Source organism: Asticcacaulis sp. DW145 (assembly GCF_037101385.1).
In the GTDB taxonomy this organism is placed as follows: Bacteria; Pseudomonadota; Alphaproteobacteria; order Caulobacterales; family Caulobacteraceae; genus Asticcacaulis; species Asticcacaulis currens.
Genome location: NZ_AP029025.1, coordinates 762,258 through 774,550, shown reverse-complemented (window position 1 = coordinate 774,550; position 12,293 = coordinate 762,258). Strand labels below are relative to the sequence as shown.

General features: G+C 60.6%; 13 protein-coding genes and 1 tRNA gene. 9 read left to right on the top strand and 5 right to left on the bottom strand.

The features are described 5' to 3' along the window. Window position 1: 1 nt before the first annotated feature. Together AACH73_RS14760 and AACH73_RS14755 are read right to left on the bottom strand one after the other, a co-directional pair. Complete coding sequence (locus tag AACH73_RS14760) at window positions 2-1,336, bottom strand: diguanylate cyclase (RefSeq protein ID WP_272742060.1); 1,335 nt, start codon at window positions 1,334-1,336, stop codon at window positions 2-4. A 111-nt stretch (window positions 1,337-1,447) separates the two neighbouring features. Continuing rightward, window positions 1,448-1,681, bottom strand: a complete 234-nt coding sequence (locus tag AACH73_RS14755) for a sulfurtransferase TusA family protein (RefSeq protein WP_272742061.1) — start codon at window positions 1,679-1,681, stop codon at window positions 1,448-1,450. Window positions 1,682-1,771: 90 nt separating this feature from the next. Here AACH73_RS14755 and AACH73_RS14750 point away from each other — a divergent pair, with 90 nt between their 5' ends. Continuing rightward, complete coding sequence (locus tag AACH73_RS14750; protein ID WP_272742062.1) at window positions 1,772-2,386, top strand: hypothetical protein; 615 nt, start codon at window positions 1,772-1,774, stop codon at window positions 2,384-2,386. 38 nt (window positions 2,387-2,424) lie between these two features. Here AACH73_RS14750 and AACH73_RS14745 read toward each other — a convergent pair whose 3' ends face one another. Further along, on the bottom strand, window positions 2,425-3,768 hold the full coding sequence (locus tag AACH73_RS14745) for a mannanase (RefSeq protein WP_338735755.1): 1,344 nt from the start codon (window positions 3,766-3,768) through the stop codon (window positions 2,425-2,427). Window positions 3,769-3,936: 168 nt separating this feature from the next. Between AACH73_RS14745 and AACH73_RS14740 the strand changes: the two genes are divergently transcribed. After that, a tRNA-Ser gene (locus tag AACH73_RS14740) sits at window positions 3,937-4,026 on the top strand. A gap of 251 nt (window positions 4,027-4,277) precedes the next feature. Here the strand turns inward: AACH73_RS14740 and AACH73_RS14735 are convergent. Beyond that, entirely contained in the window at window positions 4,278-4,937 is a 660-nt protein-coding gene (locus AACH73_RS14735) for a hypothetical protein (RefSeq protein ID WP_272742064.1), read from the bottom strand. 198 nt (window positions 4,938-5,135) lie between these two features. Here AACH73_RS14735 and AACH73_RS14730 point away from each other — a divergent pair, with 198 nt between their 5' ends. The 6 genes from AACH73_RS14730 to AACH73_RS14705 all read left to right on the top strand — a co-directional run bounded on the left by AACH73_RS14730 (window position 5,136) and on the right by AACH73_RS14705 (window position 9,623). Next, window positions 5,136-5,489 carry a DUF1304 domain-containing protein gene (locus tag AACH73_RS14730; protein ID WP_272742065.1) on the top strand — a complete coding sequence of 118 codons (354 nt, stop codon included), beginning with the start codon at window positions 5,136-5,138 and terminating at the stop codon, window positions 5,487-5,489. Window positions 5,490-5,561: 72 nt separating this feature from the next. Next, on the top strand, window positions 5,562-6,326 hold the full coding sequence (locus AACH73_RS14725; RefSeq protein WP_338735754.1) for a septal ring lytic transglycosylase RlpA family protein: 765 nt from the start codon (window positions 5,562-5,564) through the stop codon (window positions 6,324-6,326). A 62-nt stretch (window positions 6,327-6,388) separates the two neighbouring features. Continuing rightward, window positions 6,389-7,027, top strand: coding sequence for a dTMP kinase (gene tmk, locus AACH73_RS14720; protein ID WP_272742067.1), 639 nt, complete (start codon window positions 6,389-6,391; stop codon window positions 7,025-7,027). 1 nt (window position 7,028) lies between these two features. After that, window positions 7,029-8,039: a DNA polymerase III subunit delta' gene (locus tag AACH73_RS14715; RefSeq protein ID WP_272742068.1), complete on the top strand. Its 1,011-nt coding sequence runs from the start codon at window positions 7,029-7,031 to the stop codon at window positions 8,037-8,039. A gap of 1 nt (window position 8,040) precedes the next feature. After that, on the top strand, window positions 8,041-8,817 hold the full coding sequence (locus AACH73_RS14710; protein ID WP_272742069.1) for a TatD family hydrolase: 777 nt from the start codon (window positions 8,041-8,043) through the stop codon (window positions 8,815-8,817). After that, window positions 8,814-9,623, top strand: coding sequence for an MBL fold metallo-hydrolase (locus AACH73_RS14705; protein WP_272742070.1), 810 nt, complete (start codon window positions 8,814-8,816; stop codon window positions 9,621-9,623). The genes AACH73_RS14710 and AACH73_RS14705 overlap by 4 nt, the downstream gene beginning before the upstream one ends. Window positions 9,624-9,896: 273 nt before the next feature. On the opposite strand, the gene AACH73_RS14700 is transcribed toward AACH73_RS14705, so the two are convergent. Next, window positions 9,897-11,039, bottom strand: coding sequence for a bifunctional 2-C-methyl-D-erythritol 4-phosphate cytidylyltransferase/2-C-methyl-D-erythritol 2,4-cyclodiphosphate synthase (locus AACH73_RS14700; protein WP_338735752.1), 1,143 nt, complete (start codon window positions 11,037-11,039; stop codon window positions 9,897-9,899). A 65-nt stretch (window positions 11,040-11,104) separates the two neighbouring features. On the opposite strand from AACH73_RS14700, the gene dusB reads away from it, so the two are divergent. After that, complete coding sequence (gene dusB / locus AACH73_RS14695) at window positions 11,105-12,088, top strand: tRNA dihydrouridine synthase DusB (protein WP_272742086.1); 984 nt, start codon at window positions 11,105-11,107, stop codon at window positions 12,086-12,088. The last annotated feature ends 205 nt before the right edge of the window (window positions 12,089-12,293 follow it).

The following is a 12,293-nucleotide window of genomic DNA, read 5'->3' as shown; positions in this document are numbered from 1 at the left end:
CTCAGACCGCCTGACCCATCGTACCGGGGGCCGGGCGAATCTGCTGGGCAGCGCGCGTCAGAGCTTCGGCTACCGGTTCGCCGCCGATCAGTTCAGCCACGCCGACGTCAAATTCGACAACGAAGGGCGAACGACCGCCGCCGGATTCAAAGGCCGTACAACTGATCACCGCTCCGATCCGCTCCCCGACGAGGCGCGCGGCGGCTTCGGGCGTGGCGGGCAGGGCGAGGGCAAACACCTCTTCCGACAAACGCCCGGCCGTGTCTTCGGCGCGCACCAGCCGCGAGATCATCGAACCGATCTGAGGCATGGCGCGTTCAAGCGATTTCCGCATCCGGGCCTGTGCAATTTCCGGATTTTCAGAAATTTTAAGCACGCAAACGCTCAAAGGTCGGTTGCGTTGGCTGGAGGCCTTGGCCAGTCGCGCCAGATGGGCGGCAAACAGGTCGCGTGTAAACAGACCCGTGCCCTTGTCCATATACGGGCTGTGGTTGACGGCCTCCAGCGCCTGCCGTGTATTGCTCTGACGGCGATAGGCGCGGGCCAGACGCAGCACGCGGTCGGCGATTTCGGCTTCGTTTGCCCCCGGCGCGGACACATCGTTGACGCCACGCAGGAAGGCATCGCCCAAATCCAGATCGACGGATTTCTGTAAACGCAGGAAGACCGGGGTGTGGTAGAGCCGGGTATTACGCCGCATACCCGATGCGATCGAGAGGGCTTCCGCAACGGACTCACGCCCCCACAGGACGACCGCGTCGAACGTCTTATCATGAAGATAATCAAAGGCCGAATAGCTAGTGAAGGCCGCATAAAGGTCAACCCCGCGCGCGCGTAGGGTATGGCTGAGGGCCAGAAAATCCGGGTCTGCCGGCCCTACCGAAAGTATGGCCAGCGGCTTGTCATCGTCGCGCGGCGGTATGTCCAGCCCTAGGGCACTCAGGGTGTCGCGCCGCAGTTCGTATTCCTCTTCGGCGACATTGGCGCGCACCATGTGCTCAAGGCCAAGGACGATCTGCTGCGGGTGAGCGTCGCGGTCATAGACCATGTCCCAGCCTTCGGGGATGCTGTACTGACCGTTGTGTGTCACCTGAACGATGGGCAGACGGCGCGGCGCACAGGCCTCACGCAGGCGGGTAACGAGATCGGCGGTACAATCCGGGTGGGCGGCATCAACCAGTACCGCCTCGATCTGGAGATCAGCGATGCAGGCCAGCGCCGCGTCGGCGCGATAGGCGGTAATGCTGCGCCAGCCCAGCCGGTCAAGCTCGGCCCCCAGCCGCTCCGGCCATTGCTGATCCTTCGCCAGCAGCAAGACGCGCGCCTGAATGGTCAACTCACACTCCCTGAAAAACAGGCCCTGAACACAGGATATCCACCCGCCCTGGACGCGGTAGGATAAGGCCTAAACGATTCGTCTCGCCAAAAGGTAAACGGCCGGAAAGGTTTAAAGGCGGACCACAAATCGCCTGTGGTTGTCTTCGGCATCGGAAGCCAGCAGGCAAAAACCGTTCTGCTGACAGAAGTGGGGCACGTCGACCTGCGCCATCGGATCATCGGCCAGCAAGGTGATAATGGCGTCTGGATGCTCGGACAGGGCCTTACGCAGGCGCAGGGTCGGTACCGGGCAGCGATGGCCACGGGCGTCGATCAGCAGGGCAGGCGGCTCGGTCGGGGTCACAGAGGTCTCAAAAATGCCTTTCCCATGCAGAAGGCTTTGGTCAATGCCGCCGAATCCGCGCAAATGCAAGCGGGATAAAGGAGTCGCCCTATGCGTTGGCTGATCATTCTGTTGTCGCTGATGGCCCTGACGCCGACCGCACAGGCGCAGGTGTCGTCCGAGCCGGATTTCTTCGCCCGAATCCGTATGGCCGGGTTTGACACGCCCGTGGAGGTGCGCCGCACCGGGGCGCGATTGCGCGTTGATATGCTCAGTGGCGGGGTGTTACAAACCTATATTACCGACCGCGACAAGGGGGTGCTGATCCACCTGACGTCGGCGGGCGGCAAACGTATCGCGCTGCTTTTCCCCTTAAGCCGTGAGGCGGCCCTGTTGCCTCTGCCGCTTGATCTGGCGACGCTGGAAGCGCGCGCGACCGTGCGTCCGGTGGGCTCAAGCCTAATGGCCGGGCAACCGTGCCGGACGCTGGAATTCAGCGGCTATCTCAATCAGTCCGGCATGGCCTGCGCCAATAGCGACGGCATCCTGATGCAGATGACGCAGAAGGGGCGCAATGCGCCGCTGTTTCAGGTGGTGGCCTATGCCAGAGGCGCGCAGGACGCCAAATGGTTCGTCATTCCGCCGGACTATCAGACGGCGGTTTTGCCGGGTCTGGGCGGCGCGGCGGCCCCTGCGGGCCCCATAGCAAACGCCATAAAACCATAAAAAAGCCAGGGGTTAATCCGGATTTTTCATCATATACATCAGGAGACTTTGAGCTTTTTGATCCGCTCGGCGTGCTGACGGATCAGAGCTTGCGTCGAGGTGTCAGTGTTGAAAACGCTGTACCAGCCCTGCGGCTCGTGCGGCGGATCGCCGACATAGGCGGTTTCCCCGCGCAGCATCCAGTAGTCCTTATGCAGGGCGCGCCCGGCGCCACCCCAGGCCCAGAAGTTCGATCCCGATACCGGCCCGCCCGTCTTTACCGCGTCTTCGACCGCCTTATAGATCATGCTATAAAACTTGTCTTTCCAGACGGTTGGCGTGCCCGGCTCATACTTCACTTCATCTCTGGGGAAGCCAAATTCTTCGAAGACCAGCGGCTTATTCATCGCCGTCGCGATGCGGATATGATCGTCGATATATTTCTGCACCTTGGCCGCGCCGGCATCGAAGGTGCCAGGCAGGTCCTTGCCATCGACCCAGCTCCAGTTTTGCGGCCAGATGTGTGCGGTCAGGTAGTCGATCTCCTTATGCGCATTGATCAGGAATATTTCATTGCCGACCACGCCCATCAGGCCTTCGTGACCCAGCGACACCAGATGATGCGGCGCCAGCGAACGGATCAGTTTGGCCGTCGATGAAATCCACGCCAGATAGGCCGGCATGTGCTGCGCGGCGATCTCAGGCCCGCCACCGGGGCGCGGCTCGTTGCTGAGCTGCCAGGCCATGATGGTGGGGTCGTCGCGGTAAGGCTTTTTCGTCAGCGAATTGGTGCGCTTGAGCAGGAAGCGCACATAGTCGTGGTACATGGCTACGGCCTTTTCGTTGGCGTAGAAGCGCGAGCTGACGTCGGCAAATTCGGGCCACGGGTGGGCCGGGTCGCCGTTATTGATATAGTAGCCCGTCGTGTAGTCGAGATAGGCCATCATGCCGCCCGACCATTCCCAGAAGTTGGTCAGGTACAGCACGGCCTTCATGCCGCGCTTGTGCATTTCGACCAGCAGGTAGTCGAGCCCGGCCAGCAGGGCTTCGTTATAGTTGCCGTTTTCGCGCGTGCGGAAGGCCGGATCGAGCGAGTTTTTGAGCGGCGACAGCTCGGACGAGGCCAGTACACGCAGATTGGTGACGCCCAGCGCCTTGAGATCGTCCAGTTCCTTCTGAAGACGCTTGCGGTCGCCAAAGGCGGCATCGGCCCCCAGATACGCCCCGTACCAGATATTGGCGCCGACGAAGCGCCAGGTTTCGCCCTTCAGCTTGAAATGCGGCCCCTGAACGGTGACAAAATCACCGGCCGGGGTGGCGGCAGAGGCCTGACTGACGACGGACAGGGCACCGAGGCTGAGCGAAGCCAGCAGGGCGCTGCGGCGGGAAAGGGACGCGGTCATGGGAATCCTTCCTGTATGTTCTGAAGGGACGCAATCTAGCCTGTAATAATTATTTTTGAAATATTTAATCGGCGCTGACGTTTTTTCCAATGCGGCTGAGGATTTATGCCCACAGGCCCCTTGGCAATCGCAAAGTGTCACGATAGAAGCGCATTCCGCTCAAAGCAAGGACAGGTGGCCGAGTGGTTTAAGGCAGCGGTCTTGAAAACCGCCGTAGGTGGAAGCCTACCGTGGGTTCGAATCCCACCCTGTCCGCCATCTATCAAAAAAGCCGACCCCAGAGGGTCGGCTTTTTTGATAGACAGACGGGGGTGGGGACTTGAACCCACGGGGAGATGGGGTTCGTAACCGAAGCGAAGCGAAGGTTCGGCGGAGCGTAGCGGAGCCAATCCCACCCTGTCCGCTAAATTTCCGATAAAATATAGCCGGATAGCGCAGGTCACTGCTTTTCTGGCTGAGGCATAAAATACCGCGCACAAAAGCCACTTCAAGCAAATCAAGCGGCGCACTTAAAAACGGTGCAGCGTCACAATATCGGTCAACTTTCCCACCCTCAAAAAAATTGGTGCGGGCACCTGTTGGAAGACAGAATCGACCGGCCCTGTTTGGATTGTCAGCCCCACGTTCTCTACGCTCATGGTATTGCGCTTCCCGACTGCAATCCGAAACTCATCCTGCCATGCAAAGCCTTCAGGTTTGATAAGCACTAGTCGCTCGGGAAGCGCCCAATCGGCACCCGGTTCCTTGGTGTGCTCGCGATATTCAACCTTACCGCTAACTACCCTCTCATAGTCGAGTTGCGATGTGGGATGCGCGCGTTGCTTCAGTCGGCGGACCAGCACCTCCGGGTCAGGTATCTCGACACAAAAGGCACCGAACATCTTGGCCAGTTCGGTGGACAACTGATTGCTGGCACAATAGACAAATATATCGTTATGGCTGACTGAAGAGTTGAAGCTGCCGCCTTCCAGAGTAAGAACGCGACCGTCTTCCATATTCATAACCAGTCCGTTTTCAGGCGCGTAGGTCAAAATACCATCAAGGGGATCACCGCGAACGCCGTCTGCCTCTCGCCCTCGAAAATGGGAGAGGGGCTGCATCATCAGCACCCCCTTTTTGATGAGTTCGAGTGCGTGCGCTTCTTTGGTGAAATATTTGAATATCGACATTCGAACCCCACCGCGTGACAGTGCCACATACTGTCAATGTAGTCACCTACGCCGCACCAGCAACAACTTCGCGGCAAGGCGCCCCGCTGGGGCTTATGGGGTGCATCCTTTCCCCACATTCTTCGCGTCTTAAGCCTTCATATTGTCACCTGTCGTGACCTCGCATAGCTTAACCGCGTAAACACAGGGAAACACTCCATGATCGCCACCGTTCTGACCGCGCTGGTTGCTCTGATCCATATCTATATCCTTATCCTTGAGATGTTCCTGTGGCAGAAACCGGCGGGGTTAAAGGCCTTTGGGCTCAGCCGCGAATTTGCAGAGCAGACCAGGACTCTGGCGGCCAATCAGGGGCTTTATAACGGCTTTCTGGCCGCCGGTCTGATCTATGGGCTGGTGCCGGGGCCGCACGCAGAGGCGTTCAAGGTCTTCTTTCTGATCTGCGTGGGGGTGGCCGGGGTCTATGGGGCAGCGACGGCCAGTCGCAAGATTCTGTTTATTCAGGCGCTTCCGGCGGCGCTGGCCCTGATCGCGCTGGGGCTGCATCTGTAAAGGCGATTAACCAAGCCTTTTCCATTTCTTTTTACCCTGTTTGGGCACAGAATGCGTTGAGCGGGGTGTGACATGTCCACCGTATTGAAGCTATTGGTGAAGAGAGCGGCGCAACTTCTGGTTTTGATAGGGGTTTCGCTTCTGGCCGCCTGTGCAGGCGGGCCGAAATACAGCACGCGCGATGGCCCGGACGTGGTGAAAAACGGGCAGTATCGCGCCGCCAACCTGCGGCCCTATACGGTGCGCGGCGACACCTATCGCCCCTATGTGCCCGATGTCGGCGACACCCTGACCGGCACGGCGAGCTGGTACGGCCACGAGTCGGGCAGCCTAACGGCGACAGGCGAGCGTTTTGACCCCAATGCCCTGTCGGCGGCGCACAAGACCTGGCCGTTGCCGTCGGTGATCGAGGTGACCAATCTCGACAATGGCCGCACCCTGCGGCTGCGGCTCAATGATCGCGGGCCGTTTGTCGATGGGCGGCTGATCGACCTGTCGAAGGGGGCGGCTCAGGCCTTGGGGGTGCATCAGGTCGGCACGGCGCGGGTACGTATCAAGTTTCTGGGCCCGGCGGAGCTGGGCGCCCGGCCGGTCTATGCGGCCACCCCGCAACCGGCCGACAGCGACCGGCAACGCTATCGCGTGCAGATCGGGGCGTTTTCCGAGCGCACCAATGCCGAGCGGGTCAGCCAGTCGCTGAGTGCGCGGATCGATGAACGTCGCGGCCTTTATGTCGTGTCGCTGGGGCCCTTCGAGGGCGCGCAGAAGGCTGAGCTTTACCGGCAGCAGGTTCTGGCGGCAGGCTATTTTGACGCCATTCTGACGCGTGACGAGTAAATCACCCGATCCGACATTTTAGCCTTGTCTTCGCCGGGCGCTTGGCCGATGTATCGGCGAGCATGACCGGCAGATTCATCACATTCGAAGGCGGCGAGGGCGCCGGCAAGTCCACTCAGGTGCGGGCGCTGGTGGCGCATCTGCGCGATCTGGGGCTTGAGGTGGTGCAGACGCGCGAACCGGGCGGGTCCAGCGGTGCGGAGGCGCTGCGCGACCTGCTGGTGACGGGGGAGGCCGGGCGCTGGTCGCCGATGTCTGAAACCCTGATGATGTATGCGGCGCGTGCCAACCATCTGGAGCAGGTGATCCGCCCGGCGCTGGAACGCGGGGCGTGGATCGTCTGTGACCGCTTTTCCGACTCCACCCGTGCCTATCAGGGGGCCGGCGGCGGTGTGACGCCGGAACTGATCGAAACCATAGATGCCGCCGTGGTGGGGGACACGCAGCCCGATCTGGTCATCGTGATGGACATGCCGCCGCAGGCCGGGCTTAAGCGGGCGCTGGCGCGCGGCGATTCCGAAAACCGCTTTGAGTCCAAGGGGCTGGCCTTCCACGAACGGCTGCGTGAGGGCTTTCGCAGACGCGCGGCCGCGCACCCCGATCGTTATTGCCTGATCGACGCTGACCGCTCGATTGAGGACATCGGGGCCGATATCTGGCGCATGGTCTCGGATCGCTTTCCCGAAGTGAAGGGAAGCTGAGATGGCGGTGACTGAAGACGATACCGCCGTCGCTCATCCGCGCCAGGTCTTTGATTTCATTCAAGGCGAGGCGCAGGAAACGGCCTTTGTCGAAGCGCTGTCGCGCGGTCGGCTGCACCATGCCTGGCTTTTGTGCGGGCCGGAAGGGGTGGGCAAGGCGACCTTTGCCTATCGCGCGGCGCGTTATCTCATGGGGCATCAGCGCGACCGGGGCTTCGGTATTCTCGGCATGTCCGAAGAGGACCCGGATGCGCGCCTGATCGTGGCGCAGTCGCACCCCGATCTTCTGGTGCTGGAGCGTGAGCAGAAGGACGGCAAGACGCGCAAGAACATCACGGTGGATGCGGTGCGCGAAGTGGGGGAGTTCTTTTCCAAGGCGCCGTCGCGTTCGGCCTATCGTGTGTGCATTGTCGATGCGGTCGATGACCTGAATATCAATTCGGCCAATGCCTTGCTAAAAATTCTTGAAGAACCACCTGAACGGGGTTTGCTGTTCCTGATCTCGCATTCGCCGGGCAAGCTGCTGGCGACCATTCGATCGCGCTGCCGCCGTCTGGGTTTCTCGCCGTGGGACGATGAGGCGGTTCAGCGCTTTATCGCCGCGCGCGCCGACCTTGGCCCCGAACAGCTTGAACGGCTGGTGGTGATGGCCAAGGGCTCACCCGGTAAGGGGTTGCGGCTGTGGGAAGAGGGGGCGCTGGAAATGGATGAGCTGGCGGCACGGCTGTTGTCCGAGGCCCCGCCCGCGCGCTTTGATCTGCTGCCGCTGATGACGATGTTCAAGACTAACTCTTCAAAGATCGACGGCCCCAAAAAGTTCGCGCAATTTATCGCCGCGCTCAGTGACCGGGTGCAGGAGCGGGCGCTCAGCGCCGATGCGCCGGCGCGCGGACGGCAATGGTCCGAGCTGTGGGTCAGGCTCAGCACGGTTGTGGCCGAAACCGAAGGGGTCAATCTGGACCGCGGCGAATATTTCTGGTCCATCGTCAACGATATCAAGGCGCTCAGGTAACATGCTTATCGACAGTCACGTCAATCTTCACGCCCCGCAATACGACGAAGACCGTGACGCGGTGATCGGTCGCGCACGTGAGGCCGGGGTGGGCTTGATGGTCAATATTTGCGATCGGGTGTCGAATTTTGAAACCTGCTACGACCTGACGACGCACCAGGATATTTGGGCCACGGTGGGCACCCACCCGCACGAGGCTAAGGAAAATCCCGACCTCAGCGTGGCGGACCTGCTGACACTGGCGCACCGGCCCAAGGTGGTCGGCATTGGCGAATGCGGGCTGGATTTTCACTATGACTACAGCCCGCGCGACGTTCAGGCCTCCGTGTTCCGCACCCATGTCCACGCGGCGCGGCAAAGTGGCCTGCCGCTGGTGGTCCACACGCGCGAGGCCGACGCCGAAATGTGGGAGATACTGTCCGACGAACACGCCAGAGGGCCGTTCACCTTTCTGCTGCATTGCTATACATCGGGTGCGGAACTGGCAAAGAAGGCCGCCGGGATCGGGGCCTATTTCTCAGTGTCGGGCATCGCCACCTTCAAGGCGGCGCAGGACGTGCGCGACATCATCGCGGACATGCCTGCCGAACGCATCATCGTCGAAACCGACTGCCCTTATCTGGCGCCCATACCTATGCGCGGACGGCGCAACGAACCCGCCTACGTGACGCACGTCTATGACAAGCTGGCGGAAATCCGCGGCTGGACGCGCGAAGACACGATCGCGCGGACGACCGATGCCTTTTATGCCCTGTTCAAGCGGATACCGCGCGCATGAGGCGGCTGAAGACCACTATACTGGGTTCAGGCTGTTCGACCGGCGTGCCGCGTGCGGATGGCTATTGGGGGCGCTGCGATCCGCATAATCCGAAAAACCGCCGCAGCCGCTGTTCGGCCCTGTTCCAGGTGTTCGACACGTCCCGTCCGGAACAGACGACCAATGTGGTGGTCGATACCTCTCCCGACTTCCGCAGTCAGATCGTGCAGACGGGCATTAAACATCTCGATGCGGTGCTGTGGACGCATGACCACGCCGATCAGACGCACGGCATAGACGACATGCGCACCTTTGCCCTTTTGCGTCAGAAACAGGTGCCCGGCTATATGGACGCGGTAACGCGCGAAACCCTGCTGACGCGCTTTGGCTATGTGTTTACGGGGAAGTTCGGCTATCCGCCGATCTGCACGCCGATGGACCTGCCCGCGTTTGGCGAGGGATTCCAACTCAACGGCGACGGCGGCGACATGCCGGTCGTCACCTTCGATCAGATCCACGGACCCATTCGCTCCGTGGGCTATCGTATCGGCGACGTGGCCTATTCCAGCGATATCAGCGACCTGCCGCAAGACAGCTTTGCGTCGTTATATGGGCTGAAAGTCTGGATCGTCGATGCTCTGCGTTACGCACCGCACCCGACCCACGCGCACCTTGATCTGGCGCTGGAATGGATCGCGCACGTCAAGCCGGAAATGGCCATTCTGACCAATCTGCATCAGGAAATGGACTACGAGGAGCTGCGGGCGAAATTGCCCGACGGCGTCGTTCCGGCCTATGATCAGATGGTGATCGAGACGGATCTGTGAGAAAGCCTGTTCGGGGTGGTGAGGGCTGAACACACAAAAAAAAGCAGCGAAAAAAATGATCAAAATAAGGCTTTTAAGAACAAAGCCACCCCGAACGTTTACAATTGATCATATTCTGGGACTCCTGTCACGCGAAATATGTCGCAAAGCAGCATTTATAGCTAATTTTGGGTATATATATCACACAACACAGTTCTGAAAATTAAGAAAAATATTGATTTCATTATATAATTAAAAATACCAGTTTTGTGCACTGCATCAAAATGAGACAGGTCAGGGCAGGGTGATCAGACACACTGCCTGAGCGGCGAGGCCTTCCTCGCGCCCGGTAAAGCCCATCTTCTCTGTGGTAGTGGCCTTGATGCTGACACGGTCCGGTTCAAGGGTCAGAATATCGGCCACCCTCTGGCGCATGGCGGCGCGATGCGGCTTGATCTTCGGGCGTTCGCAAATCAGCGTCACATCGACATTGACGACCTCGCCGCCGCGCTGGCGGATCAGTTCGACGGCATGACGCAGGAAGAGGTCGGAGTGTGCGCCCTTCCATTGCGGGTCGGTCGGTGGAAAGTGATCGCCTATATCGCCCAGTCCCGCCGCCCCCAGAAGGGCGTCTGTCAGGGCGTGCAGACCCGCATCGGCATCGGAATGGCCGATCAGCGTCTGATCATGGGTAATTTCGACACCGCAGAGCCACACGCTTTCGCCCGGTCCCCAGCGGTGGGCGTCAAAACCCTGACCTATACGCATCTGTTGAGCGGGCATGAAGGCCTCCAGCACGGCAAAATCTTCGGGATAGGTCAGCTTTTGAAGGCGTTGCGCCCCCTCGACAATTTCGACGCAGATTCCCGCAGCGGCGGCCACCATGGCCTCGTCCGTCGCCTCGACCTCAGCGGACCAGCGGGCATAGGCGTCGGTTATGTCTTTCAGGCGAAAGGCCTGCGGGGTCTGGGCGCGCCACAGGCCGTTACGCGACGGTGCATCGATGATGCGGCTGTCTTCGGCGCGTTTCAGCGAGTCGGTGACCGGAACGGCCAGAATGGCGGCGCGCGCCGTCTTCAACCGCGTCAGAAGCGCCTTGATCAGGTCCTCCGTCAGCAGGGGCCGCGCGGCATCATGGATCAGCACCCAATCATCCGGACCGGCGGTTTCGTACAACGCATTGAGGCCCTTTTGCACCGACAGGGCGCGGGTGGTACCGCCCGGCACGACGCGCACCCGTTCCAGCCCCTGAAGCGTCAGGGTGGCGTGATCGAGGTCATCGCGCGGCACCACCACCACGATCGACGTCGCTCCGGCGTGGACAAAGGCCTCTATCGACCAGTTGAGAACCGGCTTGCCGCGCAAGGGCATCCACTGCTTTTTACCGCCGGACCTCTGACCCGAACCGCCGGCAACGATGATCGCATTGAAACTCATGGCCTCGTCTTAATCTCAGGCTGCCCATTGCGTAAAGAGGGCTTCACGGTTATTTCGCGCCCATGATGACACACAGTCTTAGGATCGGGGATGTGGAGATTGCCGGGCGCGCCCTGATCGCGCCCATGACCGGCGTGTCCGACCTGCCGTTCCGCCGTATGGCCTCAAAGCTGGGTGCCGTCTATGCCGCGACGGAGATGGTGGCCTGTGCCGAGCTGGAGCGCGGGCGTCCGGACGTGGTGCGCAAATTCGCGCTGGGGGAACACGCCGGTCTGAAGATCGTGCAACTCATCGGCAAGGACCCCGACTTTATTGCTCGCGGTGCGGCTCTGGCCGAAGCCTCCGGGGCGCATATAGTCGATCTCAACTTCGGCTGCCCGGCCAAGGAGGTGACCGGCGTGCTGTGCGGATCGGCCCTGATGCGCGATCTGGATGCCGCCAGCCGCCTGATGGAGGCGGCGGTCAGGGCGAGCTCGCGCCCAGTAACGGTCAAGATGCGCATGGGTTGGGACGACCACAGCCGCAATGCACCGGAACTGGCGCGCCGGGCTGAGGCCATCGGGGTGCAGGCGGTGACGGTGCACGGCCGCACACGCCAGCAGTTTTACAAGGGAGAGGCCGACTGGGCCTTTGTGCGGCAGGTCAAGAGGGCGGTGTCCATTCCCGTCATTGTCAATGGCGATATCACCGATGGCGAACGGGCGCGTGAGGCCCTGAGGCAATCCGGGGCCGACGGCCTGATGATCGGACGCGGCGTCTATGGCCGTCCATGGCTGGCGGCGCAACTGGATGCCGCGCTCAGCGGCGAGGCGCGGCCTGAGCCAACAGGGGCAGCGCGTCTGGATCTCATTATTGAGCATCTGCACGACAGTCTCAGCTTCTATGGCGCGAGCCTGGGCCTCAAAATGTTCAAAAAGCATCTGGGTTGGTATATTGAGGCGGGCGATTATTATGAGGACGCCGCTGTCCGTCGTCAGGACAAGGCGCGTCTTTGTCGTCTGGAAGACGCCGCCCTTATCGAGCAAGAGTTGAAAAACCTGTTCGTCTGATACCGCGATGGACGAATCCGAAAACATTTTGTGATCAGGCGGCGGCAAATCAGGCGCATTCCTGCAACATAGATGTTGATATTCGGACACAGTAGTGCACAAATGCCACCCTCAGATCGTCCCGCGCTTCAACTCTGCGCGGTGGGCGCTCTGGGGCGTTCGCTTGTGCCGTGTCGTGGTCTCTGGAAACCGAATTTTGAAGGAA